The following is a 26,508-nucleotide window of genomic DNA, read 5'->3' on the forward strand; positions in this document are numbered from 1 at the left end:
AAACCGGCACCGCGGTGTCCTGCGCGCCGTGGCTGGCTGGTGCCTGCAATACCCGGACGATTCGGTACTGGGCAAGACGGAGTTGTTGCGCGCCGCGCTGAACGAGATCGCCGACGTCCCCGGCCGGGCCGAGCTGCTCCGGGTGCTCGACCATCTCGACGGCCCCGCGCCGGGCGAGCACTACGTCGAGGTCTTCGACCGCAAACCCCGGCGCACGCTGCACCTGACCTGGTACACCGACGGCGACACCCGCCGCCGCGGCAGCTCGCTGGCCGAACTGCGGCAGTACTACCGCGAACACGGCTTCGAACCAGCCGAGAACGAACTGCCCGATTTCCTTCCGGTGGTACTGGAATTCGCCGCCGCCGCCGATCCGGGCGCCGCTGACGAACTGCTCGCCCGGTTCCGCCCCGGGCTGGAACTGTTGCACCGCAACCTGATCAAGCTCGGCACGCCGTACCAGGACGCGATCGCCGCCGTGCTCGCGACGATCGCCGCGGCGGCCGCACCCCCTGTTCCGCAACCGCCGCGCGAACTGGTGGGACTCGACCCCTATCCGACCGGGAGCGCTCGATGACCAGCCTTGACGTGCTGTTGTGGGGAGCTGCCCCGTACGCCACCGTCGCGTTGCTGATCGGCGGCACCGTCTGGCGGTACCGCTACGACAAATTCGGCTGGACGAGCCGGTCCTCGCAGCTGCATGAATCGAAGCTGCTGCGGATCGGCAGCCCGCTGTTCCACTTCGGACTGCTGATGGTGCTCGGCGGGCACGTGCTCGGCCTGCTGGTCCCGAAGGGCCTCACCGAACTGCTCGGCGTCACCGAGGACAACTACCACCTGGTGTCGCTGGCCATGGGCACTGTCGCCGGGCTGGCCGCGCTCACCGGCCTCGGAGTGCTGGTGTGGCGGCGGTTGCGCACGCCAGCGGTCCGGGCGGGCACGAGCCGCAGCGACCGCGCGATGTACCCGGTGCTCGCGCTGGCGCTCCTGGCCGGAACCGCTACGACCGTCATCGACAACGGCTTTCGCGGTGGCTACGACTACCGCGAGACGATCGCGCCGTGGTTCCGGGGCGTCCTCGCGCTGGATCCGCACCCGGAGCTGATGGCGCACGTGCCGGTGGACTACCAGCTCCACACCGCGCTCGGCATGGTGCTGTTCGCGTTGTGGCCGTTTTCCCGGCTGGTGCACGCGTTCAGCGCACCGGTGCACTATCTGCTGCGGCCGTACGTGGTGTACCGGCGGCGCGATCCCGGCCAGGTCGGGAACCGCGCCGCGCGGCGGGGGTGGGAGCCGACGGTGCGGCGCTGAGCCAGATGTGCGCGGCGGGTCACTGGCCTTGCTGGGACGCGGCGGCGTGGGCGCCGAGGTCGTCGAGGGTCAACGGGTGCCGCGGCGGCTGTTCGAGCACGATCCGGCGGGTCGCGGTCAGGTCCGCGCCGACGTGCAGCAGTTCGCCGGGACGGAGGTTCTGCCAGCCGGGGTCTTCGTCCATGCGTTCGCTGGCGACCACGGCGGCGCGGTGCCGGGCGAGACCGCTGGACCGGGCCCGGATCCGGCCCGCCGCGCTCGCGTGTTCGAGGTGCCGGTCGCCGTGCGGGCCGCCCGCGCAACGCTGCAGGACGTAGAGGTCGTGCGTGTCGGGGTAGCGCAAGGCCCACAAGCCGTCCGCGGTGGTGAGAACGAGGTTGATCGCGTACACCGGGAGATTCAGGGCGGCCCAGCGCGCGGCGGCGGTGATCCCGGCGCTCACGTCGCCGTCGTGAGCGTCGATTTCTTGGGTGACGAGAGCGAAGAAACGTTCGGAGTCGGTGTCGCCCTTGACGAGCTCCCGGTACTCGCCGAGCCGGGCTTCCAGCCGGGGGAGATCGCCGAGGACGCCGTTGTGGGCGAACAACCGGGCGTGCTGGGCGAACGGATGGGTGTTGGCCGGTTCGAGGCCGCCGGTCGAGGCGTAGCGGATGTGGGCGAGGAAGGTCGTTGACGCGCATTCCTTGGCCTCGCAGGCGAACTGTTTGTCCTCGTAGGCCGCGAATGGCTGTTTCCAGACCCGCGGCGTGCCTTGCTCGTCGAAGATGCCGAGCCCGGTCCCGTCCGGTTCGCGCCGGCTCTGGGCGGCGAGGCTGTCGGGCGCTTCGAGCAGCCAGAACGTGGCGTGCACGCGCTCCGGGGCAGCGGACAGACCAAACAGACGGCACATGCCGATCCCTTCCCGTCGCGGTTCGGTCCGTGGTTACCCGGGGGAATCGGCCTCAACCCTCGCGGGCGGAGGGCGTCCAGCGGCGGTGTTTTTCAGGAGATCCGCAAGCCCCAGCCCGCGATGTCCGTCGCGAGAGAGAGCAGTTCGGCGAGACCGGCTTCGTCCTCGCGCAGGGCGTCGGGACGCCAGGCGAGGCTGAGCACGCCGTTCCAGCTCGCCCAGAGCACGGTGGCCGCTTTGCGCGCGTCGAGCGGGCGGATCGCGCCCTCGGCGATGCCGCGCTCGATCGCGTCGATCATGCGCGCGTTCTGCTCGTCGACACGGTGCGCCAGGCGGGCTGCCGTTTCGGCCGCGGCGGGGTAGTTGCCGAGCGGGGCGGGGAACGCGAGCATCCGGAAGAACTCCGGCTGTTCGAGGTAGAACCGCAGGTACTGCTCGGCCGCGGCCTCGAGCTGTTCGATCGGGGAGCGGCCGGGCGTGTAGGCGCGGTCCATGTACTCGCGGTCGACATCGAGGGCCCGGTCGACGACGGCGGCGTGCAGCCCCGCCTTCGACCCGAAGTTGTTGTAGATCGACCCCACCGCGACACCGGCGCGCTCGGCGATCTCCTCGACCGTCGTCTCCTCGAACGGGCGACCCGCGAAGACCTTCTCGGCGGCCTTGAGCAAGGCGTCGATCGTCCGCTGCTTTCGGGGGTCGCGCGCCTTCGTGCCGCCGGTTGTCATCACGCCATCGTACGGCCGGTTTCTGCATCCATTGCAAGAACTCCCCGGCGCGTGCTACCTTCCGGAGACTTCTTGCAATCGTTACAAGAGTTGCGCGCCTTCCGGCGGTGGAGGAGGAAACCCGATGTCCGAGCTCCGCGAACGCGCCGACCAGGAAGCCGCTGAGCTCGTGGAACGGTTCGCCGAAGCCTGGAGCCGGATGGACCCGGACGCGTTCACCCCGCTGTTCCAGCCCGGCGTCCGGTTGATCCACCCGCTCGAGCGCAACACCCGAGGCGTCGCCGAGGCACGCGAATTCATGACGCGGACCATGAACCTCGTCCCGGATCTGCGCTACGACGTCCAAGGCTGGGCGAGCGGCTCGGGCCAGGTGCTGATCTGGGGCCGCCTGTACGGAACGCTCGGCGGTGGCCCGATCGAATGGCCGCTTGTCGACCGGATTGTGGTCGAGGACGGGTTGATCGCCGAACGGACCGCCTACTTCGACCCGCTGGTGATCATCGGCGCCGTGCTGCGGCGCCCCCGCGCCTGGCTGCCCTACCTGGGCAATCGGCTGCGCAGGTTCCGCGCCGGACGCGGTCCAGGCAATCGCGGCGGCGTGGCATGAGCGACGCCGGATCCGCCCGCTCGGTGACGGTCGAGGGCGCGCGGCTCGCGTTCACCGAACTCGGCGATCCTTCCGCCGAATCGATCGTGCTGCTGCACGGCTACCCGGCCAACCGTCGCTCCTGGCGGCATCAGCTGCCCGGGCTAGCCGAGGAACATCACGTCTTCGCGCTGGACTGGCTCGGCTGGGGCGAGTCGGAACGCCGCACGGACCTGTCCTTCGACTACGACACCGAGGTGGACCGCGTCGGACGGGTGCTCGACGCGCTCGGCATCGCCGAATGCAACCTGTTCGGCCACGATTACGGCGGCTTCCTGTCCCTTGGCTTCGCGCAGCGCCATCCCAACCGCGTGCGGCGGCTCGCGATCCTCAACAGTCGTGCGCACCGCACTTTCGTGCCGAAGTGGTACGCCGTGTTCTCGCTCGTCGGCATCCTGGGACGCAGCCCGTTCGCCGCCGTCCCGCTCCCGCTGGAAACGATCAACCGGATGGCCCTGCGCGGGCTTTTGCGCGCCGGTGTCGTCGATCGCGCGATACTGGACAGCTACCTGAACTGGATGTCCACTTCGGACGGTCGACGTTGGCTCCTGCACTTTTTCAGCGAATACCGGGTACCTGCCCGCCGGGAACTCGCTGAGGGCCTCGACAAGATCCAGTGCCCCGCGGCGATTGTGTGGGGAACTGCGGACGAGTATCTCCGGACTTCTATCGCTGAAGAACTCGCCGCGCGGATCCCCGGGGCCGAGCTCACGTTGATTGAAGGGGCTGGGCATTTCGTGATGGAAGAGGCCCCGGACGCCGTGCTTGCCGCCCTGCGTGAGCTGTTGAGTGTCGAGAGTGGCCAGGTAAACTGGGAGAAATGAGTTTCCGGTTAGCGGCGTACGCCGTGTGCATCGAAAACGAATCGGTACTTCTCGCGCGTTACGTTTCGCCGAAGGGCGGAAGCCGCTGGACACTTCCCGGCGGCGGTGTCGAGCCCGGGGAAGATCCGTTCGACGCGGTGATCCGCGAGGTTTCCGAGGAAACCGGGTGCGAGGCGGTGGTCGAACGCCTGCTGGGAGTGGATTCCCGGATCATCCCGGCGGCCGAGCGCCTGGTGCCGGATTCGGGTCCGCATCAGAATGTCGGGATTTTCTACCAGGCCCGGATCGTCGGCGGCGAGCTGCGGCCGGAGCCCAACGGCGAGACAGCCGAGTCAGTGTGGACGCCGCTGCCCGCCGTCGTCTCGCTTCGCCGGTCGGGCCTGGTCGACGTGGGCCTTTCCCTGGCGAGGACCAAACCGCCGACGGGCCACGTCGGACCCGTCGCGGTCGGCGGGCTGATCCAGCACTGACGGATCAGCCGCTGCGCGCATACCCCGCCGCAGGAGCGGGTACTGCTTGAGCGAGCGAGAGGGGACGGTGAACATGAACGTCAACAAGCTGCTGTACCGGCCGCTCGGCCTGCTGTTCGGCGTACTGGGCGGGCTGGCCGCCAACGCGGTGTTCGAGCAGGTGTGGAAGCTGATCTCCGGCACCAAAAAGGCTCCGGAGCCAACACAGAAAGAACGCGGCTGGGGAGAGGTGCTGCTGGCGGCATCTGTGCAGGGTGCGATCTTCGGAGTGGTCAAGGCCGCTGTCGATCGTGGCGGGGCGACTGGGTACGACAAGCTTACCGGCCAGTGGCCTGGGGATACTGAGAAGCACGACAAGGCTTGAGATCCGAAGATGCGCTAACGGCCGCGGCCTGAGCCCGGCTCCCCAACCGGACCCAGGCCGTGGTCTTTCAGGCGCAGATCACCTTGTCGATCAACGAATAGAAGGCGTCATTAGCGGGTCCGCGGCCGAACGTCAGCGAAGCTTCCACCCGGCGCTTTCCGTCCGCGCTGGTGAACGCGATCGTCCCGTACCCGGGAATCCCGCCGGTGTGGCCGAAAACCGGGATTCCGCACGGCGTGGTCCGGGTTTCCACTCCCAGTCCGTGCTCCTCGGCCGCGGAGCGCGGGGTGGTCATCTCCTTCAGCAGCGGCGGCGGTAACAGCCGTCCCGCGGCCAGCGCTTGGACGAACTTGTCCAGGTCCGCCGTGGTGGAGATCATCTCGCCCGCGGCGCCGCCGAAGCTCGGGTTCAGTTCGGTGACGTCGACCAGTTTCCCGTTCATCTCCTGATAGCCGTGTGCGTGCTTGCCCGGGATCCTGGTGCGGTCCCCGGGGACCACCGTGTGGTGCATGCCCAGCGGGCGCAGGATCCGCTTGGTCACCGCGTCGCCCCATGCGTGTCCGGTGGTTCGCTCAATCAGCATGCCGAGCACGGTGTAGTTGGTGTTGGAATACGAGAACTTGCTGCCCGGCGGGAAATCGAGCGGCCGCGCGGTCGCGATGGCGACCAGTGATTCCGGCGAAAAGTGCTGGTAGCGGACTTTCTCCAGATCAGCGCCGTCCAACGAGATTGCCCGGAGATAATTGTAGAGGCCGCTGGTGTGCTGCAGGAGCATTCGCACGGTGATCTCGTTGCCGCGCGGCAGGAGTCCGGGCAGGTAGCGCTCGACGGGCGTGTCGAGCTGGATCCGGTGTTCGGCGACGAGTTGCATCACTACGGTGGCTACGAACGTTTTGGTCGTGCTGCCGATCCGGAATCGCCCGGTGGGCGAGACCGGCCGCCGGGAGTCCAGTTCGGACACTCCGGCGGTCACGGTCCGGGAGTGTCCGTCGTGGACTGTCCGGATCTGCACGCCGGTCGCGCCGGCCGCGACTGTTTCTTCCGCGACGGTGCGGACGGGGTCAGCCGCGGCTGGCGTGGTGGGGGCGAGCAGGGCCGCGGTCAGGGCGAAGGGCACAGCGTTCAGCATTGGTTTCCTCGTTCAGTGTTGGCACTCAGCTGCAAAAGAACTTGTCGAGCACGGCGCGAGTCCAGTCGAAGTTCGGGCCCCGGCCCAACGTGACCGAAGCTTCGACGCGCCGTTTTCCGTCCGGGCTGGTGAACGCGACGGTCTGGAACCCCGGAATTCCGCCGGTGTGGCCGAAAACCCGCACTCCGCACGTAGTGGTCGGGGTGCGCAACCCGAGCCCGTATTCCTCGGTCGCGGAACGCGGGGTGGTCATCTGCTTCAGCAGATCCGGCGGCACCAGCCGCCCCGCCGCCAGCGCTCGGACGAACTTGTCCAGGTCCGCGGTGGTGGAGATGATTTCGCCGGCCGCCCAGGCCATGCTCGGGTTCAAGTCGGTGACGTCGACGAGTTTCCCGTTCATCTCCTGGTACCCGTGCGCGTGCGGGCCCGGGATCCCGGTGCGGTCCCCGGGAACCGACGTGTGGTGCAGGCCGAGCGGCCGCAGGATGCGTTGTGCCGCTTCGGTTCCCCACGCGTGCCCAGTGGTCCGCTCGATGAGCATCCCGAGCACGATGAAATTGGTGTTGGAGTAGGATTGCTTGCTGCCGGGCGGGAAGTCCAGCGGCTTGGCCGTCGAGAGCGCGACCATCGACTCCGGCGAACGGTGCTGGTACCGGATCTTTTCCAGGTCGGGCCCGAGCAGCGGGAGAGAGTCGGTGTAGTCGTAGAGGCCGCTGGTGTGCTGCAGGAGCATTCGCACGGTGATCTCTTCGCCGTGCGGCAGGAGTCCGGGCAGGTAATGCTCGACGGGCGCGTCGAGCTGGACGCGGTGTTCCGCTACGAGTTGCAGGACCACAGTGGACGTGAACATCTTTGTCGCGCTGCCGATCCGGAATCGTCCGGTCGGCGAGACCGGCCGTCGGGAGTCCAGTTCGGACACTCCGGCGGTCACGGAGCGGGAGTGTCCGTCGTGGACTGTCCGGATCTGCACGCCGGTCGCGCCGGACGCGACTATCTCCTGGGCGAGCGTGCCAACCGGGTCCGGAGCAGCGGTATTCGGCGCCAGCAGCGACGCGGCCAGCACCAACGGCACCGCAGTCAACATCGGCGTCAGCCCTTGCGGCGCGCGGCGAAGCGCACGATCAGGATCAGCAGGCACGCCACGGCGATTCCGCCGGAAGTCATGCGGAACATGGTGTCCAGCCCGGTGAAACCGCCGATCGAGTTGGTGGCGGCGCTGGCGACGAAGATCAGGCAGAGCAGGGCGGTGACGGCAGGACCACCGGCCTGGCGGCTGCGGGAGGCTTCCATTTCCATGCCGACGACATTAGGAACCGCCGGCGCCCGCCGACATGCCTTCAACACCCGACTTCACGGTAGCGCCAGCGCTACCATGCTCGTTCGGGCCTGCCCGGTCGCGCAAGAACAGTGCGGTTCTCACCTTCCTGACGGCCGCGGGCCCAGCTGATTATTCGGGGTTTCCGGTCGGAGGTGTCGCCGCATCCGCGGTCGGTAAAGTGATCCGCATGGCAGTGGGCCGGATCGTTTGTCTGCTTTTCGTCGCGGCCGTGCTGGGGTTCGAGAGTTTCGCGGGCGGCACGGTCCGGTGGGAGGAACTGCTCGCCGGGCTTGCCGGAGTCGGCCTCGCGGCGGTGCTGGTCCGCCGGTTCCCCTCCGCTGTCGTGGCTTGCGCGGTCGCTGTGGTGCTCGTGCTGTCGCTCGTGCCCGCGACGGCGGATCCCGTCCGGTTCTGGCCCTGGGCCGCCGTCGCCGGGTTCGCTTATCTCGCCGGGCGGTGGGGCGAGGATCGGCTGGGCGCGGTCGCCGCGGTGCTCGGCGCGGGTTTGCCGGTCGTCGTGTTCGCCGAGGTCGCCGAGCGCGGCGGATTCGGTGTCCTTCACGGTCTCTACAGTTGGTTCCTCCAGGTTCTCGTCGTCCTCGCGGTCGCGGGCGGTCCCTGGCTGACGGGGCGCTACCGCCGGCAACGCGCGCGGCTCCACGCTGCCGGGCTCGAACGGGCCGCCTTGCTTGAGCGCAACCGCATCGCGCGGGAGATGCACGATTCCCTCGGCCACGAACTGGAACTCGTCGCACTTCGCGCGGCCGCGCTGGAAGTGGCCCCCGCGCTCGACGAGAACGTTCGCGTCCGCGCCGGTGAGGTGCGGGCTGGGGTCACCGCCGCGACTGAGCGGCTGCGCGAGATCATCGGGCTGCTCGGCGAGCCTGTGCCGGATCTCGATCGCCTCGTCACTCGCGCGCAAGCCGCCGGCCAGGAGGTCCGGCTGACCGTCACCGGTGTGCCGGTGAACGTCCCCGCCGTATATCGCGTGGTGCGAGAGGGGCTCACCAACGCCGCGCGGCACGCGCCGGGTGCGCCGGTGACCGTGGACGTCGTCGCCGAGGGCGATACCACGACCGTCACGGTCGGAAATCCGGCCGATGTTCCGGATTCCGAGTCCGGGTTCGGCATCGCCGGGCTTCGGGAGATCGGGGAGGTCACGGCCGGGATGCGCGGCGACCGGTTCGTGCTGACCGTCGTCGTGCCGGCGGAGGGCCGTCGTCCGGCGCGGGAGCGGCCGCGGCTGTGGCGGCTCGGGCGGGTTCCGCTCGCGGCCGGCGGCGGGGTGCTCGTGCTCGCGCTCGGCCTGTACTTCGTGACCGGCACCGACAACCGGCTCGACCCGGCCGTATTCGAGCGGCTGGTCGTCGGACAGTCCCAGGAGGACGTCGAGAAAATGCTGCCCCGCTTCCAGATGCTCGGCGATCCCGCGCCCGAACTGCCCGGGCCGGCCCGGCCGGCGGACTGCCGGCGCTACTGGGCGAGCGTCCAGACCGACGCGCGCCTGTTCTATCGCCTGTGCTTCGCCGACGGGCGGCTGGCGGTCAAGGAAACCGCGCCGCGGGCGGCGGTGTCGCGATGATCCGCGTCCTGCTCGCCGACGACGAACCGCTGACCCGCGCGGGTATCGCCGCCGTGCTCGCCGCCGACCCGGAGATCGAGATCGTCGCGGAAGCTGGCGACGGGCGCGCCGCCGTCGAGCTGGCGATCGCGCACCGGCCCGACGTGGTTTTGCTGGACATCGTCATGCCGGTCCTCGACGGTCTCGCCGTGGCGGCCGAGCTGACCCGGACGGTCCCGACGGCAGGCGTGCTCATGCTGACCACGTTTTCCGCCGACGAGCAGATCGCGGCCGCGCTCGACGGCGGCGCCCGCGGGTTCCTGCTCAAGACCGGCGACCCGCGCGAGCTGTTCGCCGGGATCCGCGCGGTCGCGGACGGAGCCGCCTATCTCGCGCCGACGGTCGCGCACCGGGTCATCCAGCAGGTCCGGGGAAAGCGGCTCTCGAACGAGGCACGGGCGCGCAAGGCCGTCGACGCGCTCACCCCGCGCGAACGGGAAGTGCTCGCCCTTGTCGGCGCCGGCCTGCCCAACGCCGAGATCGCCCGTCGCCTCCACGTCGTCGAGGGCACGGTGAAGGTGTTCGTCACGTCGATCCTGCGACGTCTCGAGGTCGCGAACCGGGTGCAGGCGGCGATCATCGCGCACGAGGCGGGCCTTCTATGACCTTCGGCTAGTCCCTCCGTTGCCCGGAGACAGATGCCGGGGTACGGCCGCCGCGACGAATCTGGCCGCATGAGGAAAACCCTGATCGCTGTCGCTCTGATAGCGGCGGCTCTTGTCGGGCAGGCGGGCGTGGCTGTCGCCAGTCCGGCGTCGATGAAGCTGCCCGCGCCGACCGGCCGGTACCCGGTCGGCACAAAGGAACTGCACCTCGTCGACCGGGACCGCATCGACCCGTGGACCGGCAAAGCCCGCGAGATGATGGTGTCGCTGTGGTATCCGGCGGCCAGGAACGGCAAACCCGCCCGCCAGTTCTCGCCCGGCGTCGCGGACTACTACGACCGTCTCGTCGGCCCGGGCTCCGCCGATTTCGCGAGCACCGTCACCCACTCGCGCACCGGAGCGATTCCGCTGCCCGTCCGCGAACAGGCCATTTTGTACTCGCCCGGCGCGATGCAATCCCGCTTCCTCGGCACCGCGCTGATCGAGGATCTGGCGAGCCGCGGATACCTCGTGATCGGCATGGACCACACGCCGATCGCGCCCGTCCAGTTCCCCGACCGGGTCGAGCTGCCGCAAGCCGGTCTCGACCCGGCGCAGGTGCTGGCCGAACGAGTACGCGACACGAGCTTCGTGCTCGACGAACTCGGACTGTCGCGGGTCGGCATGTTCGGCCACTCCATGGGCGGCTACACGACCGCCGACGCGATGATCGCCGACCCCAGGATCAAGGCGGGCATCAACCTCGACGGCAGCATGGACCCGCGCTACGGCAACGCCGCCCGGGTCGGCGTCACGCGCCCGTTCCTGCTCATGGGCGGCGGCACCAGCAGCGGACGGCCCCGCAACCACCGGCACAACGACGACTGGGCCGCGTTCTGGGCTGAGTCGACCGGCTGGAAACGCGACGTGTACCTGCCCGACGCCGAACACATGAGCTTCACCGACGCGCAAGTCATGCTGCCGCAGGTCCCCGGCGACCACACGGCCATGATCGGCACCGTCGACCCCGCCGGAAGCCTTGCCGTGCAACGGAAGTACGTCGCGGCCTTCTTCGATCTGCACCTGCGCGGCCGCTCCACGACCGTGTTCGACCGGGCGGCCCATCCGGTCGTGGAGCTGATCCCGTGATCGCCGAACTGCTCGACGGGCTCGCGTCCTTGCCTCCGGCGGCGGTGACTGCGGTCGCGGGAGTTCTGGTGTTCGGCGAGTGCACGCTGGGGCTCGGGTTTATCGCGCCGGGCGAAACGGGCTTGTTCGTCCTGGGCACGACAGCGACGGCTCCGGACCGGTTCGTCGTCATGTGGCTGGTCACCACCGTGTGCGCCATCGCGGGCGACCTCCTCGGATACTGGCTGGGACGGCGATACGGGCCCTGGCTGCGACAGACCAGACTGGTGCGGCGGTACGGCGCGGCGGCATGGGATCGCGCCGCGGACACCTTGCGCCGGCGGGGCGCGTGGGCCGTGCTGATCGCGATCTTCCTGCCGGTGCTCCGGACGCTCGTCCCCGCGGCGGCGGGCACGTCGGGCTTGCCGCTGCGGAAGTTCCTGCCCGCCGTGGCTGTCGGGGCGACGGCCTGGTGCGCGCTGCACATCGCGATCGGCGCGGCCGCGGGCGAGGCGGCGCGGCAGATCGAAACCTGGGTCGGCCGGGGGAGTTGGATCCTTCTCGCCGTACTCCTGCTGGGCGCGGCGGGCATGGCGCTCCGCCGCGCTGCTCGGTCACGGGCGAACGTATGAGGCGCGTCTGCCGCCTAGGCTGGCCTGGCGGCAGCTTCGTCAGCCGAGGCGGTGCGCATAGAGGCGAACGCCGACGCCAGTGCGGCCGCGGTGAGTCCGACGCCGAACCACATGGCTCCGGTCAGTCCGGCGTTGTTCGCGAACAGGCCGCCGAGCAGTGCGCCGAGAGCGATGGAGATGTTGTACCCCATGGTGTTCAACGACATCGCCGCTTCGAACGCGTCCGGGGCCGCGGCCAGGATCATGTTCACCTGGCAGAGATTGGCCGCGCCGAAGGCAATTCCCCACAACGCCACGGACACGGCGAGACCGGCCGGGTGATCGCCGACGAAGAGCAGAAGCAGCAGCGAGACGACGAGCCCGGCGCAGGAGACGACGAAGGTCGCCTTCATGTTCTTGGTGACGGTGTGGGCGGCGGCGAAGTTGCCCGCTGCGCCGCCGACGCCGAAGACGATCAGCAGGACGGTGATCAGACCGGGCGAAGCCGCCGCTTGGCCTTCCATGAACGGGCGGATGAAGGTGTACGCGCCGAAGTGGCCGAGCACGTAAAGCGTGACGGTGATCATGACTGCGCGCAGGCGGCCGTTGCGCACCGGCAAGAGGAAGATCTCGCGGACGGGGATGGCGTCGGTCGAGGGAAGGGACGGAACGGCCGCGGCCACGAGCAGGCAAACGACCGCGCTGAGCGCGGCCCAGATCGTGAATGTCGTGCGCCAGTCGGTGATATCGGCGATGAAGGTGCCGAGCGGCACGCCGACCACAGTGCCGATGGACATGCCCGACAGGACGACCGCGGCGGCGCGGCTGGCTTGGTTCGGCACCAGGCGCGTCGCCATGCTGACGCCGATCGCCCAGAAGACCCCGTGCGCGAAGCCCATGATCAACCGGGTCGCGAGGACCACGACGAAATCGGGCGAGTGCGCGGTGATCAGGTTCCCGGCGGCGAGGACGACGAGCAGCGCGGCGAGCAGCGTCCGGCGGTCGACCCGGCGGGTCCAGGCCACGATGAACGGGACGCCGACGCCCGCGGAGACGCCGTATCCGGTCACGACCATCCCGGCGATGCCCACCGAGACGGCCAGCCCGCCGCTCATCGGAGTGAGGAGGCCGACGGGCATGAGTTCCGTGGTGACGAAGACGAACAGGCTCGCCGTGATGGCGGCGACGCCGAGCCACGCTCGCGACGACGAGGGCGAGGCAGTGCTGGATGAGGACATGCTTCTTCCTGGATTCGGTGGTTCGCGGGGTATCCGGCTCGGTTGCGCTTCAGCGCGCCGAGCCCGTCAGTTCCGGAGACCGGGCGCTCCGGTGTCTCGGGAACTGCTTGTGCGAACCAGTCTCGCGACGACCGATTTATGAGTCCAACACAACCTTGTCATCCCATCTATCGTGATTCACGATGGATAGGTGGAGTTGCAGCAGATGCGGTACGTGGTCGCCGTCGCCGAGACCATGAGCTTCACCCGCGCCGCCGAGCGGTGCCTGGTGGTGCAATCCGCGCTGAGCCACCAGATCGCACGTCTCGAACGCGAGCTGGGCGCCCGGCTGTTCGAACGGACCAGCAGGCGCGTGCGGATCACCCCCGCCGGGGAAGCGTTCCTGTCCGCGGCCCGCGAGAGCCTCAACGCGGCCGAACGGGCTGCCGCCGAGGTTTCCGCCGCCGTCGGCGAGGTGCGCGGGCGGCTGGCTGTCGGACTGATCCCGACTGTCGCGGCGGTGGACATCCCCGACGCGCTGCGCAGATACCGCATCGAATACCCCCAGGTGCGCCTCGGGATCCGGGTCGGCGCCAGCGAAGACCTCGCTGACCAGGTCCGGCAGGGGATCATCGAGGTCGCGTTCCTCGGGCTTTCGACCTCGATGCGGCCCCAAGGAGTCAACGCACGCGAGCTGGCCCGCGACCGGCTCGTCGCCGTTGTCGCCCCGGATCACCCGCTCGCCGGGGAACGCACCGTCGATCTTCGCCGGCTCGCGACCGAGGTATTTATCGACTTGCCGCTCAACACCGCGGGCCGGAACCAGTCGGACGAGGCGTTCGCCGCCGCCGGTCTGAGCCGCGAAGTCGCGTTCGAGGTGACCACCGCCGACTTCATGATGGCCCGGCTTGTCCGGCAGGGCTTGGGAATCGCGATGCTTCCGTCGATGTATGTGCCCCAGCTGTCCGACCTGACCACGATCGAGATCACGGACGCTCCGACGCGCGTCGAATACCTCATCTGGGCCGATACGGGGTTGACCCCGGCGGCGACCGCGTTTCTCGAGATGCTGGAGCTGCCGCCGGAAAAGGACGGCTGAGCGCGGCTCCGCGCTCGACCGCTGCCGTGCGCGAAGTGACTACGCTGGGGGATCGAATCGACCGTTGACGATGGGGCAGTGTTGGAGAGAGACCCGGAGTGGCCACCCGACCGTCCCGTCGAACGGGTCACCCGGTGCCCGCCGCCTGAGCACCCGCCGTCGGAAGACGGTCATCGCGGGCAGTTGCCGCAGCCGCCGCCGTCCGCGCCGCGATGGCCGCCGGTCCGCTCGTGGCGGCAGGAGCGCGGGCAGAACAGCATGCCGTTCGGCGCGCCGCCGCTGGCGCCGGACGATCCGGACGCGACAGTGTTCATCCCGCGCGTCGGCGGGGTGCCCGCGAGCTCTAAGTGGCCGGTCGTCGACCCGGATGCGTTGCGCCCCTACGACTCGCTCGCCACCCAGATGCTGCCGCGGCTGCCCGCCGCCCCGCCCGGCGAAAGGCCGGGGCGCCCCGGCCGTCCGCCGCGGGTCGAGCCGAAGGCGCCGTCGATCGCCAAGTCGAGCGGGAAGATGGCCATCGCGTCGCTGGTCAGCCGGGTCACCGGATTCCTGTGGAAGATCATGCTCGTGTGGGCGGTCGGCACCGGCGTGGTCAACGACTCGTTCACGATCGCCAACACGTTGCCGAACAGCGTCTTCGAACTGCTGCTCGGCGGCGTGCTCAGCAGTGTCGTGATGCCGCTGATCGTGCGTTCGCAGGACGATCCCGACGGCGGCGCGGCGTACACGCAGCGCATGCTCACGATGGGACTGACGGTGCTGGGCGTCGGCACCGTCCTCGCCGTGGCGGCGGCACCCGCGCTGACCTCGCTGTACCTGGATCGGGGCGGGCACGCCAACTCCGAACTGACCAACGCGTTCGCCCGGCTGCTGCTGCCCGAGATCTTCTTCTACGGCGTTTTCGCGCTGGTGTCCGCGATCCTCAACGCCAAGCACATTTTCAGCCCGACGGCGTGGGCGCCGGTGATGAACAACGTCGTCGTCATCGCGACCCTGGCGTTGTTCATGCTCATGCCGGGCAAGATCTCGACCGATCCGGTGCGGATGGGCGACCCGAAGCTGCTCGTGCTCGGCATCGGCGTCACGCTGGGCATCGCCGTGCAGGCGGTGCTGCTGGTGCCGCCGCTGCTGCGGACGGGATTCCGCTTCAAGTGGCGCTGGGGCATCGACAAGCGGATGAAGGAGTTCGGCGGCCTCGCGCTGTGGATCCTCGGCTACGTCGCGATCAGCCTGGCCGGCCTCACCGTCAACACCCGGGTGCTGACCAGCGGCGACCCGGGCGGGGTGACCATCTACGCCAACGCCTGGCTGCTCTTCCAGCTGCCCTACGGGGTGATCGGGGTGTCCCTGCTGACCGCGATCATGCCGCGGCTGTCGCGCAACGCCGCGGACGGCGATGTCCGCAAGGTCGTGGCCGATCTTTCCTACGCGTCGCGCATCTCCACGGTGATGCTGGTGCCGATCGCCGCCGTGCTGACGGTGGTGGGCGAGTCGATCGGCATCGCATTGTTCAGCGGCGGCGCGAACTCCGTCGCCCAGGCGGGCCGGCTCGGCGAGGCACTGGCGGTCTCGTCGTTCGGGCTGCTGCCTTACGCGCTGGTCATGTTGCAGCTGCGGGTGTTCTACGCGATGAAGGACGCGCGCACGCCGACGCTGATCATGGTCGTGATGACCGTGGTGAAGGTTCCGCTGCTGTATCTGTGCCCGGTGTTGCTGGACGCGCACAGCATCGTGCTGGGCACCATGCTGGTGAACTCGCTGACGTTCGTGGTCGGCGCGATCCTGGGCCAGGTCTGGCTGTGGGTGAGCCTCGGCCACCTGCGCAGCAAGCGGGCGCTTGGGGTAATCCTGTTCACGCTGGTCGCGAGCGCACTCGGCGCTGCTGCGGCGCTGGCGGCCGGATGGCTCGTGCCGGACTTCGGGGGGCGGGCTACTGCGTGGGTGAAGCTGATTCTGCAGGGGCTGGTTGGGCTGGGGGTGTCGTTTGGTGTGCTGGCGGCGTTGAGGATTGAAGAGCTCGCGCCTGCTCGGAAGAGGCTTGCGCGGTTGGTGAAGCGGGGGGAGCGATCGACGGATGGGTAGTGCGGATTCAGTCGCCGCGCAGGTCGCTTATCTGCGGGAGCTGCGGACCTGTCCGTCCGCGGACGAGCTGGCTTTCGTGCGCACGCTCGCGAGGGATGCGCTGCTCCGCTTGACCAGATCCTGAGCAATTGTCAGTCAGGGAGAGGCACACCGTAGTAGCTGTGGTATCCCTCTGACCAGCGCTCGACCGAGAACGAGTCGAAGTCTCGGGCTTCCTCGCACTCCGTCAGGTACTCCAGGGCCTCCCGAGCCAGCGTGGCCGGGTGAGCGCGGAGAAACGCCTTGGTTTCGTCCAATCCTGCCCCGCACAACAGTTGCACGTCAATCGAGCAGTGCGCGTCCCAGCCGGACTCTTTGGCCTCCCAGATAAGCAGCACGTCGTTCAGCGAGCCGCAGTGGAATAGCTGTACGCAACAGATTTTCATCAGTTCGGTGTTCGCGTCGAACCCGGCTTGCAGCTCTGTCGCGAGGATGCCGCGGATCTCGTCCAACTGGCCGCCAGCGGGATGCAGTCCGTATCGCTCGAGAAGATCGTCCTCGGTCACCTGGCGGATCCTACGGCCGGAGCCGGGAAGGGCGCGCCTGATTTCGGACGGGAAAAGGAATCTCCCGGCAAGACGTGCATTCGCATCCCGTACCTGCGGGGGTGTGCCCGCCCGCCCGTGATCGGCCAAGCTGGGCTGGTGGCGACGTATCGGCAGGTGTTCGGCAGACCGGAGTTCCGGGCGCTGTTCGCGAGCATGGTGGTTTCGGTCGCGGGCGATCAGTTCGCGCGGGTGGCGTTGTCGTTGCTGGTCTTCGACCGGACGCGGTCGGCGGGCTGGACCGCCGGGGTCTACGCCTTGACGTATGTGCCGTCGATTTTCGCCGGTCCGTTGCTGTCGGGCCTGGCGGATCGGTGGCCTCGGCGGCGGGTCATGGTGGCAGCGGATCTGCTGCGCGCGGGACTCGTCACGGTCATGGCGATTCCCGCGCTGCCGTTGCCTGCGGTCGCGGCGTTGCTGGTGGTGGTCCAAGCGGCCGGTGCGCCGGGCAACGCGGCTCGGGCGGCGACGGCCGCGGCGGTGCTGCCGGGGGAGGAGTTCCTGCTGGGCAAAGGCGTGCTGGACACGGTGGTCCAGCTGGCGCAGGTGGCGGGGTTCGCGACGGGCGGGACGCTGGTCGCGTTCCTCGGTCCGGGGCAGGCGCTCGTCGCGGACGGGGTGACGTTCGTGGTGTCGGCGGTGGTGGTGCGGTTCGGCATCCGGGCGCGGCCGGCGCCAGGGGTGGTGGGCGACGGGACGCGGCTGGGGCGGTGGTGGGCCGATCTGCGGGCCGGGACGGTGCTCGTCGTGCGGACGCCGCGGTTGCGTTCGCTGGTGGGATTAGCTTGTGTGGCCGGGTTTTACGTCACGGTCGAGGGGCTGGCGGCACCGTACGCGGAGTCGATCGGCGGGTCCGCTCAGGCCGTCGGGGTGCTGCTCGCGGCGAGTCCGGCGGGGACGGTGCTCGGGATGCTGATCGTGTCGCGGCTGCCGTCGCCGGTGCGGATGCGGTTGCTCGGGCCGCTCGCGGTGGCGGCCAGCGTTCCGCTCGTGGTGTGCGCGATTCAGCCGGGGCTCGTCGTGACGGCGGTCTTGTGGGGGCTGTCGGGCATGGCCAGCGCTTACCATCTGCCCGCGTCGGCGGCGTTCACGTTGGCGGTTCCCGACCATCGGCGGGCCCAGGCTTACGGACTCGCCGCGACCGCGTTGACGACCAGCCAGGGTGCCGGGATCGCGCTGGCCGGGCTCGCGGCGACGGCAGCCGGCCCGAGCACGGTCCTCGCCGTCGCCGGGGTGCTCGGCGTGCTGACGGCGATCGCGGCGGGAGCGGCTTGGAACCGCGCCCGCCGCGCTGCCGAACCGGGGTAGCGGATCAGCGGGTCCACTCGTTTCCGCGGCGGCCCCATTCGTTGCCTCGGCGGATCCATTCGTTGCCCTGGCAGCGGGTCCACTCGTTGCCGCGGGCGAAACGGGTCCATTCGTTGCCGGGTGCGTTGCGCATAGTGATGCCTTTCTCGCGGTGGTTGGTCCGACCGGCGTATCGACGGCCGGTGACAATGCGATTACCGTGATTAATCTTCGTTGACAGGGGCGGATACCAGCGTGACGGGAAAGAGTGGCAGACGCATAACGACGTGGGGATTGTGGTCCCTGCGACGTCCCGCGCTGTGCCTGGTGCTCACTGTCGACGCGGTGGCGGTCGCGATCACGGTCGTTTCGTCCCTGCCCGCCGCGATCACCCCGACGCAGTGGCTGTGGTTCGCCGTCCTCACCGCGGCCGCGGTCGCGCATCTCGAGGCGGTCCGCACGATCGAGCGGCGTCGCGAGCAGGCGTCGAAGAAAGCGCCGTACACGAATCTCAAGAGCCTGTGGGTGTTCGCCGCGCTGCTGGTGCTGCCGCTGCCGCTCGTCATCGGCTTGACCGCGGTGTCGTATGTGTATTGCTGGTACCGGGTTTACGGGCCGACGATCCTGTTCCGGAAGTTCTATTCGGCCGCCACGTTCGTGCTCGCGTCGGCCGTCGCCTCCGCTGTCCTGGACGGTCCGCTGCTGCCGCACGACTTGTGGTCGCTGCTGCGCGTGGCCGCCGCGGCCGGGGTGTGGTGGCTGGTCAACTACGCCCTGGTCGTCGTCGCGATCGGGTGGTCGTCGCCCGAGAAACTGCCGATTCGGCAGGCGTTGGGACATCCGGGCGACCAGCTGGTCGTCGCGTCGGCGCTGGGGCTCGGCGCGACCATGGCGGTCCTGCTGGTCCACGAGCCGTGGGCGCTGCCCGCTCCGATGATCGCCGTGCTGTGCGTGCACCGCGATCTCCTGCTGCCCCAGTACTTGCGGGCGTCGCGCACGGATCAGAAAACGGGCCTGGCGACGCCGGTGTACTGGGCCGACGTCGTCACCGCTGCCCTCGACCGCGCGAAACTCAGTCAGACCGGCCTCGGCGTGCTTTTCCTGGACGTCGACAAGTTCAAAGCCATCAACGACACCTACGGGCACCCGGCGGGCGACCAGGCCATCCGCGCGGTCGCCGACCTGGTGCGCGCCGAAGTCCGGGCTCAGGACCTCGTCGCCCGCTACGGCGGGGACGAACTGGCGATCCTGCTGCCGGGTCTCGAACCGGGCCAGTTGCTGGCTGTCGCCGAGCGGATCCGCTCCCGGCTGGCGCGTACTCCGGTCGTGCTCACCGCCACTACGGACGGTCAGCCTCGCACGCTGTCCGGGGTGAGCACCTCGATGGGAGTGGCGTCGTATCCCGGCGACGGCATTTCGGTCGAGCAACTGCTCATGTCGGCGGACGGTGCGCTGCTGCAGGCCAAGCAGAACGGCCGCAACCAGATCAGGGTCGCAGGAGCGGCGCCGGTGCGGGGGATGCATGGAATGTCCGAGATGCCGTCAGGGAAATCTCGGGAAGATCAGGGCAACGCGGTTGCGGATCATTCTCGTCAAATGCCCTGAATGCGACGCGATATGGCCGCCTGACGGTTCCTTCGGCCGGGACAATTTCGTTCAGTTCCAGCTGTTCCTGGACCTGTTGGGAGAATCCGAGATGAGCACCCCGTACGAGGAACTCGGTTCGCTTTAGCCGCCACCCGCAACGGTGTGCGCTGCCGGTTTGCTCCCGGTTCACTGGCTGGTGTGCGCCTCGCCGCGGACGCATGGTGGTCGGGCGGTACCCCGGTTCCCGCACCGTCCGTCGCGGCTTGACCTGCACGGACGGGTCTCGTCACTCGGAAGGGGCTCTTGTGATGACCGCTGTCGCGCGCGGTAGCCGTTCACGTTGCTTGGCTGGGGACCACGGGGTCGCGCTGCGCTCGCTGCGCGCGGCGGCCGAGAACTACGCCGCGCTGGGCTGGCCAGTGCTGCCAGGCCCCGTGTGCGACGGGTTGACGACCTGGGATCCGGTCAGTTTCGAGCGGCTCGGCGGCCGGGAGTCGACGATGTCCCCCGCTGAGGCCACGGTCGATCGCCGGGTGGTTTCGAAATGGTGGGCCGTGCATCGGCAGGCGATTCTCGCCCCGGTAGGAGAGCATTTTGACGTCGTGCGCGCGCCGACACACCTAGGCTGGCGCGCCCTAGCCGCGTTCGACGGCGGGCACCCGCTCGGCCCGATGGCGTTGTCGCCGCATGGGGCGTTTTTCTTCGTCGAGCCCGGGACTTGCGGGGACTCCGAACTGGCGTCCGGGGTGGAGGTTCTTTCTCCGGGTGACCTCGTGGTACTTCCGCCGAGCCGGGTCGTCGCCGGGGTGGTGTGGTGGCGGATATCGCCGTTGGAGCGCGACTTGCTGGGTGACGGGGCCGGGATTTTGCGGAAACTTGCCGAGCTTTCCGGCGAATCCGCATAGGTCTCGCGCGCCGCACGCCGACTGGATGATTCGTGCCCGCACCATCGCCGAAGTCGACGGGGCGCGGGAGCGAGCGCGCTGAACTCCGGCACAAGTTGGGTCACTCGTCCAGGTGGTCTCGCGGTTGTCCTCGCGATGATCGGCTATCCGAGCGCGGACCGAATGCCGCGAGGGAAGCGAGGAACGCCATGACTGCCTGGTGGGGACTGGTGGGCTTGGCCGGACTGCCCGGGATCTTCGGCCTGATCCGCGCGTCGGCCAGACGGGACCCGCTGGCGCGCTATCCGACGGCGCGCGAGCCCGCGGTCCCGAACGCCGACGCGGCGCACACCCCGTTGATGACGCCCCGGGTGACGCCGGAGATGCTGCATCGCGACGGGGGTCTGCCGGGCGGTGAGGCGGAGTCTGGCCGGGTTGCACCGGAGGTGTCGCGTCGGGACGGGGGCCTGCCGGGTGGCGTGGCGAAGTCTGCCGGGGGCATGCCGGAGATGTTGCGTCGCGATGGTGGCGCGGCGGAGCCAGCTCGGGGCGCGCCGGAAGTGCCGCGTCGCGGTGGGGGTCTGTCGGGTGGCGTGGCGGAGTCTGCCCGGGGCGCGCCGGAAGTGCTGCGTCGCGACGTGGGCCCGCCGGGCGGTGAGGCGGAGTCTGCCGGGGGCAAGGTGCCGCGGGCGAGGGCCGGTGACCACGATCGTCCGGTGCCGACTGCGGGGGTTCGGCCGGAAGCGCCGCCGTCGGCGGGGCGGTTGCGTCGGACTGGGGCGCTGAAGTCGTCGCCGGGTGGTCGGTCTGCGGTGCGGGAACCGTTGTCCCGCAGGCAGGTTGCCCGGCCTTCGCCTTCCGCAGCGCAGGAACGGGACGCAGAGGGGCTCGTTCCGACGCAGCCGTTCGCCGCTCCTTCGCGGCCGGACGGCGAGCCCGGGAAATCCGGAACTCTCGCTGGCGAATTGCCGCAGGCAGCTCCGGAACGTGCCGAAGAGCCGTCGCCTGCAGCGGAGCAAAGGAGTCCGGGCAGGCGGCTGAGCGAGACGGCTCGTCAGTTGGCCGCCTCGGCCGTGCGGACCGTCCGAGAGCGTCGAGGCCAGTTCATCCGCATCATTCGAAAGGGGAATTCCCGATGACCGCTCAAGTACGCCGCCAGATTTGCGCTCTCGTTGCCGCGGCCGCAATCCCGCTCGTCGGGGCCGGGACCGCCGAGGCCGCCGTCGTGGTGCCTGGTACCGCGCAAGCGCAGAACACCGGCGACACCGCCAATGACGACCACGACAACGGCAACAACGGGTTGTGGGGTCTGCTCGGGTTAGTGGGCCTGCTCGGTCTCGCGGGTCTGGTGCGCCGCGGTCCGAAACCAGGTGCGATGGCGGGATATCCGGCCGCGCCGGATCGGCAGGCTCCGCCCGCGAATACCTATCCTCCCGCTAGTCCGCGACGTGAGCCGCCCGGTGTGTGAGGTTGATTTCCGGCTAGGCGGGGAGGGCCGCAGCGGCCTCCCGTCTCGTTGACGAAAGTTGCTGTGCGGGAACGGCTCGATTGCTCGGGCCGTTCCCTTGCGCACGAAGAAACCGCTGTCCGGCACGGTGATTCCGCGCTCGTACCCAGTGAATGCGCCGGCTGGGAGCGATGCGGGCCGCCAGCGCGTGGAGCGGACGCCGGAAACGATTTGTCCGTACGAAAAACACTGCCCCGGACAGCAGCGTCCGCACGAAAAGCGCCGCCTCGGGCAGCAGTGTCCGCACAAAAACACCGCCCCGGGGCAGCAGTCGCCGGGGCGGCGGAAGTGGGTTACCGTGTCGAACACGCCGGGTGGGACCGGCATTGCCTCAGCCAGGGTCACCGGTCCCACCCGTGCCGACGTCGCGGGGCGTCGGGGCCGTCCGGGGCGCGGAACTGGAGTGTGCAGCTCTTTCCGCGCTCCGGACGCACCTCAGGACGCTGACGCGAACCGTCGGACTCCGTGCCTCGGCCTGCTTTCCGCACACACAGCGGGCGGCCTCGGCAGGAGGCTCAGCCGCCCTGGACGCTGCCGCCGTCGACGACGGCGCCCGAGGCGCAGTTTTGGGACTGGCCGGAGGCGCTGTTTTCGCCCGGCGACAGGATCGGCACGCCGATGCCGTTCAGCGAGTTGCGGACCGGGACCTGGACCCCGAGGACGTTCACGTCGTTGCCGCACAGGCCGAGCGTGCCGTTGACGTTGTGCGCCACGTCGGTGTTGTTCAGGTTCACCAAGCCGACCTGGCCGGGTCCGCCGTGGTGGTGCCCGTGGTGGTGGCCGTCCGCGGTGTCGGCGGCCGCGATGCCGCCGAACAGGAACGCGCCTGCCGCCATCGCGCCGGACACGAGACCGATCTTCTTCAGCATTCAGAACTCCTCTGGGAATTTCGGCGACCGGCGATGCCGATCGCGGACTCTGACGATTGCGTCAGCGGTCGCGGCAATGAAGGTGTGTGCTCCGCGGCCGGATAAGGAAAACGTACTGGCATTCCGGAGTCGTTTCCACCTCTCGCCACCATCGTGTCGGCCGCCGATCCGCTGACCGGGCTGCAAGGTCTCTTTCGGGTTTATCCGGGAGCGCTATTGTAATGGGGCCAACAACATTCGCTTCTCCTCGCCGGTCAAACATCGAGCCCAGCGGAATATGCGCATTCCCCGGAGATCAGAATATTCCGTGCACGCGAAAGGGCTCTGCACCGCCGGGGATGGCGGTGCAGAGCCTCCGGAAACCGTTGCTACCGCGCGGGCCAGGCTTCCGCTTCCGCCGCGAGAGCTGTGGCGACGTCGAGTTCGCTCGAGCGCACTTGCGCGGCGAGCGTGCCCGGCCGCGGCTGGAGCAGCAGCCAGCCGGTGACGTCCTGGTCGGTGTAGCGCGGCGCTTCGTCGTCGCCGATGCCAAGGGCCGCAAAGTATTGCCGCGCGGCCCACGTTTCCGGGACCCACGCCCGTTCCCAGCGCAGCACGATCCGCGCGAGGTCGTTGCGCGGGTCGGCCGGATGGATGAGGCGGTCGCCGGCGATGGCGACGAGGCGCGGGGTGTAGGTGGCGCCTGGGGCGCCGATCATCAGGTGACTGTCCATTCCTCCCCCGAGTCCGCGGGCGGAGTTCGTCCGCCCGCGCGAAAAAAGCTGGGCATCAGCGGGGAAGGACGGCCGAGGGCGACGGCACCTCGCGGGCGCGTCCTTCCGCGGCTCTTGGCTGAACCGCTGCCGATAGTACGGATGCGCCGGACGCGGCGGAAACCGGCCCGGCGCAAGGGAAACCGGCCGTCGGGCGAGGCCGCGCGGCTCCGTCCGGCACGGCCTCCGATGGCTGCGGAAAACGCTGAGAAGGACTGCCGTGGCCACGGGATCCGGCGAAATGAGCGGAAAGCTCGCCGCAATTCTGAACCACGATCTCCTCTGTGTCCGGTGTGTTCCGGCGGAATGTCCGCCCGGCGCGGCCGATGCCGCATCCCCAGTGCCGGGAGCGAAGCGGTTCGGGGTCGGTTCGCTCCCGGCAGTCTCGACAATATCGGGCGGTCCGGGGAGAAAGCACGCAATTTCCGGGAAAGCATTCCGAAGAGTGTCTTTTCGGCAGGTCAGGAAATTGCGCTGGTTACCCAGCCCCTTCGGGGGCGAAACTTCACGATCGGAGGGTCCTGGGTTCTGTTTTGTCCGATCAGCGGCTACTGTGCGTAATGCACAGCAGAGGGCTGGTGCGCTCGCACCAGCCCTCGCCGTGATTCCGGTCGTGCTCGACGGATCAGTCGAGGTCAGGCTCTCGGACGTCCGCCGCGGCTTCGGTCGAGTGGCTGTACGCGCCCGTCGGACCGGCCCCGACGTCCCAGGTCCGGTATCCCGCTGCTCCGGGCACCGCGAGCGCGGCTACTCCGGCCGAAGTGGCGCCGTCCGGGCCCGCGGCGACTTCCGATGCGCTGTACCAGGCGTGGTCGCGTCCGGCGTGGCTGCTCACCTGCGCCGAGGCGGCCCCTTCCGGACCGGCTGAGGTGGCTTCGTCGTGATACGACGAGCCCCAGTCCCGGGATGCCTCGCGGATTTTGCGCACCGGGGCAGCGTCAGCAGTCCGCGCCGCGGCTTTCTTGGCCCGCGATGCCGGAGCGGCCTTGACCGGGGTCACGACGTGCTCCTTGCCCGGGGTCGCCGAGCGGACAGCGGAGGAAACCGGGGCGGAGGCCTGGGTGTGCACCGCGTCCTGCGCGGGCCAGAGCGGACGGCCGACGTCCCCGCTCGTTTCCTGCGATCCGTGCAGCACAGCGGCGCCGCCGATGCCCGCGAGGCTGCCGTCGTGCTCGCTCCACCGGTTGCCCCACTCGTCGACGCCGGACTCGTGGTGCAGCACGCCCGCGCCGCCGATTCCCGCGAACGCGGCCGACTCCTCCTCGCTGCTGGACTGGTTTGGCCACCAGCCCGTGGTGAGCGGCAGTGTGTCGCCGGGGCCCTCGGCGGCCGCGGCGGTCCCGGGCAGGGCCAGGCACAGCGGAGCGAGGATCAAGCCGGACAGCAACGTCCGTTTCATCGACATGACAGTTCGTTTCCTTTCCAAGGGAAAGCGCCCGAAATGAAAGACGTGGAGCCGCGAACGAGCGCTGGGACGACCGGCGTTGCGCCGGGCCGGACTGACGTTACCCCTGGTCCCGCGCGAATTGCCGGCTCCGGAAAGCGATCCGCCCGCCCGGGTGCCCGCGCTTTCGTTCGGCAGCGGCGAAAAACCGGAGTTCACCTGGGGAAGTCCTTTCCCGGCAAGGTAAACCGCCTTTCACGCCAGGGTGACGGAGGTTTCCGCGCGGTTCACCGGATCGGGAGGCGCGGCGTACACCCTTCCCAGTGGCAACCCCGCGACGAGCGGGCGATGTCGTTAGCGGGCAAAGACAATCGAGGGCATGTGCTCCTTACGCCGGGCCGGTGCCGCGCTCGCCGCCGTTCTGCTCAGCTTCGCCCACTGTCCGGCCGCGTCGGCGGCCAGCGCGCCGCAGCTCCTGCTGGGACAGGACTTTCCGGACCCCGACGTCGTCAAGACCGGTTCGGGATACTTCGCCTTCTCGACGACCACCGGGTCCGGCAAGGTCCCGGTGGCGAGCGCGCCCGCGCCGGAAGGCCCGTGGCGGATCGTCGGCGACGCGCTCGCTGCCGTGCCGAAGTGGGCGAAGCCGGAGGGCGGATTCTGGGCCCCGGACGTCACCGAGGCGGCGGACGGCACCTTCGTGCTGTACTTCGCCGCGACGCGCCTCCCGAACGGGCCGATGTGCCTCGGCACGGCGACTTCCGCACAACCCGCGGGCCCGTACCAGCCGGACGGCGACGCGCCGCTCGTGTGCGTGCCCGAGGACGGCGGCGACATCGATCCGCAAACCTTCCTCGACGCCGACGGCACCCGGTACCTGCTGTACAAAGCGAATGGCTCCGCCTCGGGTCCGCCCGCTGCGATCTGGTCGCAGAAGCTGAGCCCGGACGGACGATCGCTGTCCGGTCCCCGCACCGAACTGCTGCGCGCGGACCTCGGCTCGGAGAAGAACGTGGTCGAGGCACCAACGATGGTGAAGACGCCTTCCCGGTACGTGCTTTTCTACTCTGCCGACACGTTCCAGAGTTCCGGCTACCACACCGGTTACGCCACCGCTCCGACTCTCGCGGGCACCTTTGTCAAGGCGGACGCACCGTTTCTCTCCACTGAACGGCTCGGCGGTGCTGTCGACGGACCGGGCGGCGCGGATGTGGTCGGCGGGAACATCTACTTCCACGGCTGGCTCAACGGCGGGCGGCAGGCGCGCGGCCTGTACCGGATGCCGATCAGTTTCCCGGGCGACGTCCCGCAACTCGGCTGAGCACAGCGGAAACGGCCGCCGCGGGGCAGATGCTCCGCGGCGGCCGCTGTCACGCCGGCGTCAGTGGCCCTGAGCCGAGCCGCCGTCGACAGTTGCGGCTACCACACCGGTTACGCCACCGCTCCGACGCTCGCTGGCACCTTCGTCAAGGCGGACGCGCCGTTTCTCTCCACTGAACGGCTTGGCGGTGCTGTCGACGGACCGGGCGGCGCGGATGTGGTCGGCGGGAACATCTAATTCCACGGCTGGCTCAACGGCGGGCGGCAGGCGCGCGGCCTGTACCGGATGCCGATCAGTTTCCCGGGTGACGTCCCG

General features: G+C 69.3%; 29 protein-coding genes. 18 read left to right on the plus strand and 11 right to left on the minus strand.

Going from position 1 to position 26,508, the window contains the following annotated elements; translation table 11 throughout:
- Positions 1 to 28 precede the first annotated feature (28 nt).
- Both narJ and narI read left to right on the plus strand, forming a co-directional pair.
- Positions 29 to 577 carry a nitrate reductase molybdenum cofactor assembly chaperone gene (gene narJ / locus WA670_RS21310; RefSeq protein WP_240690625.1) on the plus strand — a complete coding sequence of 183 codons (549 nt, stop codon included), beginning with the start codon at positions 29 to 31 and terminating at the stop codon, positions 575 to 577.
- Positions 574 to 1,311, plus strand: coding sequence for a respiratory nitrate reductase subunit gamma (gene narI / locus WA670_RS21315; RefSeq protein WP_336158626.1), 738 nt, complete (start codon positions 574 to 576; stop codon positions 1,309 to 1,311). Before narJ ends, narI begins: the two co-directional genes overlap by 4 nt.
- A 19-nt stretch (positions 1,312 to 1,330) precedes the next feature.
- On the opposite strand, the gene WA670_RS21320 is transcribed toward narI, so the two are convergent.
- Both WA670_RS21320 and WA670_RS21325 read right to left on the minus strand, forming a co-directional pair.
- Positions 1,331 to 2,200 (minus strand): class II glutamine amidotransferase, encoded by an 870-nt coding sequence (locus WA670_RS21320; protein WP_336158627.1) that lies wholly within the window; start codon positions 2,198 to 2,200, stop codon positions 1,331 to 1,333.
- A gap of 92 nt (positions 2,201 to 2,292) precedes the next feature.
- The gene (locus WA670_RS21325; protein WP_336158628.1) at positions 2,293 to 2,925 is read right to left on the minus strand and encodes a TetR/AcrR family transcriptional regulator; all 633 of its coding nucleotides are present in this window, start codon (positions 2,923 to 2,925) and stop codon (positions 2,293 to 2,295) included.
- A gap of 124 nt (positions 2,926 to 3,049) precedes the next feature.
- Between WA670_RS21325 and WA670_RS21330 the strand changes: the two genes are divergently transcribed.
- The 4 genes from WA670_RS21330 to WA670_RS21345 all read left to right on the plus strand — a co-directional run bounded on the left by WA670_RS21330 (position 3,050) and on the right by WA670_RS21345 (position 5,229).
- Positions 3,050 to 3,532 (plus strand): nuclear transport factor 2 family protein, encoded by a 483-nt coding sequence (locus WA670_RS21330; protein ID WP_336158629.1) that lies wholly within the window; start codon positions 3,050 to 3,052, stop codon positions 3,530 to 3,532.
- Positions 3,529 to 4,395, plus strand: a complete 867-nt coding sequence (locus WA670_RS21335) for an alpha/beta fold hydrolase (RefSeq protein WP_336158630.1) — start codon at positions 3,529 to 3,531, stop codon at positions 4,393 to 4,395. The genes WA670_RS21330 and WA670_RS21335 overlap by 4 nt, the downstream gene beginning before the upstream one ends.
- Positions 4,392 to 4,865: an NUDIX hydrolase gene (locus WA670_RS21340; protein ID WP_336158631.1), complete on the plus strand. Its 474-nt coding sequence runs from the start codon at positions 4,392 to 4,394 to the stop codon at positions 4,863 to 4,865. The genes WA670_RS21335 and WA670_RS21340 overlap by 4 nt, the downstream gene beginning before the upstream one ends.
- Positions 4,866 to 4,938: 73 nt before the next feature.
- The gene (locus WA670_RS21345) at positions 4,939 to 5,229 is read left to right on the plus strand and encodes a DUF4235 domain-containing protein (protein WP_037818566.1); all 291 of its coding nucleotides are present in this window, start codon (positions 4,939 to 4,941) and stop codon (positions 5,227 to 5,229) included.
- Positions 5,230 to 5,296: 67 nt separating this feature from the next.
- Here the strand turns inward: WA670_RS21345 and WA670_RS21350 are convergent, their stop codons facing one another.
- The 3 genes from WA670_RS21350 to WA670_RS21360 are packed head-to-tail and all read right to left on the minus strand — an operon-like array spanning position 5,297 to position 7,654.
- A complete protein-coding gene (locus WA670_RS21350) occupies positions 5,297 to 6,358 on the minus strand; it encodes a serine hydrolase domain-containing protein (RefSeq protein WP_336158632.1) in 1,062 nt (353 codons plus the stop codon).
- Between the two features lie 25 nt (positions 6,359 to 6,383).
- Positions 6,384 to 7,442: a serine hydrolase domain-containing protein gene (locus tag WA670_RS21355; RefSeq protein WP_336158633.1), complete on the minus strand. Its 1,059-nt coding sequence runs from the start codon at positions 7,440 to 7,442 to the stop codon at positions 6,384 to 6,386.
- Positions 7,443 to 7,447: 5 nt separating this feature from the next.
- Complete coding sequence (locus WA670_RS21360; RefSeq protein WP_134667940.1) at positions 7,448 to 7,654, minus strand: hypothetical protein; 207 nt, start codon at positions 7,652 to 7,654, stop codon at positions 7,448 to 7,450.
- Between the two features lie 209 nt (positions 7,655 to 7,863).
- Here WA670_RS21360 and WA670_RS21365 point away from each other — a divergent pair, with 209 nt between their 5' ends.
- From WA670_RS21365 to WA670_RS21380, 4 genes are all read left to right on the plus strand, one after another.
- On the plus strand, positions 7,864 to 9,258 hold the full coding sequence (locus WA670_RS21365) for a sensor histidine kinase (protein ID WP_336158634.1): 1,395 nt from the start codon (positions 7,864 to 7,866) through the stop codon (positions 9,256 to 9,258).
- A complete protein-coding gene (locus WA670_RS21370) occupies positions 9,255 to 9,902 on the plus strand; it encodes a response regulator (RefSeq protein WP_134734059.1) in 648 nt (215 codons plus the stop codon). Before WA670_RS21365 ends, WA670_RS21370 begins: the two co-directional genes overlap by 4 nt.
- A gap of 69 nt (positions 9,903 to 9,971) precedes the next feature.
- Entirely contained in the window at positions 9,972 to 11,030 is a 1,059-nt protein-coding gene (locus WA670_RS21375) for an alpha/beta hydrolase family protein (protein WP_336158635.1), read from the plus strand.
- A complete protein-coding gene (locus tag WA670_RS21380; protein WP_336158636.1) occupies positions 11,027 to 11,641 on the plus strand; it encodes a DedA family protein in 615 nt (204 codons plus the stop codon). Before WA670_RS21375 ends, WA670_RS21380 begins: the two co-directional genes overlap by 4 nt.
- A 14-nt stretch (positions 11,642 to 11,655) precedes the next feature.
- Here the strand turns inward: WA670_RS21380 and WA670_RS21385 are convergent, their stop codons facing one another.
- Entirely contained in the window at positions 11,656 to 12,858 is a 1,203-nt protein-coding gene (locus tag WA670_RS21385) for an MFS transporter (protein WP_336158637.1), read from the minus strand.
- 190 nt (positions 12,859 to 13,048) lie between these two features.
- On the opposite strand from WA670_RS21385, the gene WA670_RS21390 reads away from it, so the two are divergent.
- Entirely contained in the window at positions 13,049 to 13,936 is an 888-nt protein-coding gene (locus tag WA670_RS21390) for a LysR family transcriptional regulator (RefSeq protein WP_336158638.1), read from the plus strand.
- Positions 13,937 to 14,194: 258 nt separating this feature from the next.
- Positions 14,195 to 16,018: a murein biosynthesis integral membrane protein MurJ gene (gene murJ, locus WA670_RS21395; RefSeq protein WP_336158680.1), complete on the plus strand. Its 1,824-nt coding sequence runs from the start codon at positions 14,195 to 14,197 to the stop codon at positions 16,016 to 16,018.
- Between the two features lie 131 nt (positions 16,019 to 16,149).
- Here murJ and WA670_RS21400 read toward each other — a convergent pair whose 3' ends face one another.
- Positions 16,150 to 16,563, minus strand: a complete 414-nt coding sequence (locus WA670_RS21400; protein ID WP_275294044.1) for a hypothetical protein — start codon at positions 16,561 to 16,563, stop codon at positions 16,150 to 16,152.
- Positions 16,564 to 16,701: 138 nt separating this feature from the next.
- Here WA670_RS21400 and WA670_RS21405 point away from each other — a divergent pair, with 138 nt between their 5' ends.
- Positions 16,702 to 17,910: an MFS transporter gene (locus WA670_RS21405; RefSeq protein ID WP_336158639.1), complete on the plus strand. Its 1,209-nt coding sequence runs from the start codon at positions 16,702 to 16,704 to the stop codon at positions 17,908 to 17,910.
- Positions 17,911 to 17,914: 4 nt separating this feature from the next.
- Here WA670_RS21405 and WA670_RS21410 read toward each other — a convergent pair whose 3' ends face one another.
- A complete protein-coding gene (locus WA670_RS21410; protein ID WP_336158640.1) occupies positions 17,915 to 18,043 on the minus strand; it encodes a hypothetical protein in 129 nt (42 codons plus the stop codon).
- A gap of 101 nt (positions 18,044 to 18,144) precedes the next feature.
- On the opposite strand from WA670_RS21410, the gene WA670_RS21415 reads away from it, so the two are divergent.
- The 3 genes from WA670_RS21415 to WA670_RS21425 all read left to right on the plus strand — a co-directional run bounded on the left by WA670_RS21415 (position 18,145) and on the right by WA670_RS21425 (position 21,828).
- Complete coding sequence (locus WA670_RS21415; RefSeq protein WP_336158641.1) at positions 18,145 to 19,494, plus strand: GGDEF domain-containing protein; 1,350 nt, start codon at positions 18,145 to 18,147, stop codon at positions 19,492 to 19,494.
- Between the two features lie 290 nt (positions 19,495 to 19,784).
- The gene (locus tag WA670_RS21420; protein ID WP_275294047.1) at positions 19,785 to 20,381 is read left to right on the plus strand and encodes a bifunctional DNA primase/polymerase; all 597 of its coding nucleotides are present in this window, start codon (positions 19,785 to 19,787) and stop codon (positions 20,379 to 20,381) included.
- Positions 20,382 to 21,495: 1,114 nt separating this feature from the next.
- Positions 21,496 to 21,828, plus strand: a complete 333-nt coding sequence (locus tag WA670_RS21425) for a WGxxGxxG family protein (protein ID WP_336158642.1) — start codon at positions 21,496 to 21,498, stop codon at positions 21,826 to 21,828.
- A 554-nt stretch (positions 21,829 to 22,382) separates the two neighbouring features.
- Here the strand turns inward: WA670_RS21425 and WA670_RS21430 are convergent.
- From WA670_RS21430 to WA670_RS21440, 3 genes are all read right to left on the minus strand, one after another.
- Positions 22,383 to 22,736, minus strand: coding sequence for a hypothetical protein (locus WA670_RS21430; protein WP_336158643.1), 354 nt, complete (start codon positions 22,734 to 22,736; stop codon positions 22,383 to 22,385).
- A gap of 368 nt (positions 22,737 to 23,104) precedes the next feature.
- On the minus strand, positions 23,105 to 23,434 hold the full coding sequence (locus WA670_RS21435) for a hypothetical protein (RefSeq protein ID WP_336158644.1): 330 nt from the start codon (positions 23,432 to 23,434) through the stop codon (positions 23,105 to 23,107).
- A 679-nt stretch (positions 23,435 to 24,113) separates the two neighbouring features.
- Positions 24,114 to 24,893, minus strand: a complete 780-nt coding sequence (locus WA670_RS21440; RefSeq protein ID WP_336158645.1) for a hypothetical protein — start codon at positions 24,891 to 24,893, stop codon at positions 24,114 to 24,116.
- Between the two features lie 358 nt (positions 24,894 to 25,251).
- Between WA670_RS21440 and WA670_RS21445 the strand changes: the two genes are divergently transcribed.
- Together WA670_RS21445 and WA670_RS21450 are read left to right on the plus strand one after the other, a co-directional pair.
- Complete coding sequence (locus WA670_RS21445; RefSeq protein WP_336158646.1) at positions 25,252 to 26,193, plus strand: glycoside hydrolase family 43 protein; 942 nt, start codon at positions 25,252 to 25,254, stop codon at positions 26,191 to 26,193.
- A gap of 63 nt (positions 26,194 to 26,256) precedes the next feature.
- The gene (locus WA670_RS21450) at positions 26,257 to 26,430 is read left to right on the plus strand and encodes a hypothetical protein (RefSeq protein WP_336158647.1); all 174 of its coding nucleotides are present in this window, start codon (positions 26,257 to 26,259) and stop codon (positions 26,428 to 26,430) included.
- The last annotated feature ends 78 nt before the right edge of the window (positions 26,431 to 26,508 follow it).

Source organism: Amycolatopsis sp. VC5-11 (assembly GCF_037034185.1).
In the GTDB taxonomy this organism is placed as follows: Bacteria; Actinomycetota; Actinomycetes; order Mycobacteriales; family Pseudonocardiaceae; genus Amycolatopsis; species Amycolatopsis nivea.

Bases quoted from the DNA above. Each gene is read 5' to 3' on its own strand.
- narI (WP_336158626.1), top strand. From the start codon at position 574: ATGACCAGCCTTGACGTGCTGTTGTGGGGAGCTGCCCCGTACGCCACC.
- WA670_RS21320 (WP_336158627.1), bottom strand. From the start codon at position 2,200: ATGTGCCGTCTGTTTGGTCTGTCCGCTGCCCCGGAGCGCGTGCACGCC.
- WA670_RS21325 (WP_336158628.1), bottom strand. From the start codon at position 2,925: ATGACAACCGGCGGCACGAAGGCGCGCGACCCCCGAAAGCAGCGGACG.
- WA670_RS21330 (WP_336158629.1), top strand. From the start codon at position 3,050: ATGTCCGAGCTCCGCGAACGCGCCGACCAGGAAGCCGCTGAGCTCGTG.
- WA670_RS21335 (WP_336158630.1), top strand. From the start codon at position 3,529: ATGAGCGACGCCGGATCCGCCCGCTCGGTGACGGTCGAGGGCGCGCGG.
- WA670_RS21340 (WP_336158631.1), top strand. From the start codon at position 4,392: ATGAGTTTCCGGTTAGCGGCGTACGCCGTGTGCATCGAAAACGAATCG.
- WA670_RS21345 (WP_037818566.1), top strand. From the start codon at position 4,939: ATGAACGTCAACAAGCTGCTGTACCGGCCGCTCGGCCTGCTGTTCGGC.
- WA670_RS21350 (WP_336158632.1), bottom strand. From the start codon at position 6,358: ATGCTGAACGCTGTGCCCTTCGCCCTGACCGCGGCCCTGCTCGCCCCC.
- WA670_RS21355 (WP_336158633.1), bottom strand. From the start codon at position 7,442: ATGTTGACTGCGGTGCCGTTGGTGCTGGCCGCGTCGCTGCTGGCGCCG.
- WA670_RS21360 (WP_134667940.1), bottom strand. From the start codon at position 7,654: ATGGAAATGGAAGCCTCCCGCAGCCGCCAGGCCGGTGGTCCTGCCGTC.
- WA670_RS21365 (WP_336158634.1), top strand. From the start codon at position 7,864: ATGGCAGTGGGCCGGATCGTTTGTCTGCTTTTCGTCGCGGCCGTGCTG.
- WA670_RS21370 (WP_134734059.1), top strand. From the start codon at position 9,255: ATGATCCGCGTCCTGCTCGCCGACGACGAACCGCTGACCCGCGCGGGT.
- WA670_RS21375 (WP_336158635.1), top strand. From the start codon at position 9,972: ATGAGGAAAACCCTGATCGCTGTCGCTCTGATAGCGGCGGCTCTTGTC.
- WA670_RS21385 (WP_336158637.1), bottom strand. From the start codon at position 12,858: ATGTCCTCATCCAGCACTGCCTCGCCCTCGTCGTCGCGAGCGTGGCTC.
- murJ (WP_336158680.1), top strand. From the start codon at position 14,195: ATGCCGTTCGGCGCGCCGCCGCTGGCGCCGGACGATCCGGACGCGACA.
- WA670_RS21410 (WP_336158640.1), bottom strand. From the start codon at position 18,043: ATGCGCAACGCACCCGGCAACGAATGGACCCGTTTCGCCCGCGGCAAC.
- WA670_RS21420 (WP_275294047.1), top strand. From the start codon at position 19,785: ATGACCGCTGTCGCGCGCGGTAGCCGTTCACGTTGCTTGGCTGGGGAC.
- WA670_RS21425 (WP_336158642.1), top strand. From the start codon at position 21,496: ATGACCGCTCAAGTACGCCGCCAGATTTGCGCTCTCGTTGCCGCGGCC.
- WA670_RS21430 (WP_336158643.1), bottom strand. From the start codon at position 22,736: ATGCTGAAGAAGATCGGTCTCGTGTCCGGCGCGATGGCGGCAGGCGCG.
- WA670_RS21435 (WP_336158644.1), bottom strand. From the start codon at position 23,434: ATGATCGGCGCCCCAGGCGCCACCTACACCCCGCGCCTCGTCGCCATC.
- WA670_RS21440 (WP_336158645.1), bottom strand. From the start codon at position 24,893: ATGTCGATGAAACGGACGTTGCTGTCCGGCTTGATCCTCGCTCCGCTG.
- WA670_RS21445 (WP_336158646.1), top strand. From the start codon at position 25,252: ATGTGCTCCTTACGCCGGGCCGGTGCCGCGCTCGCCGCCGTTCTGCTC.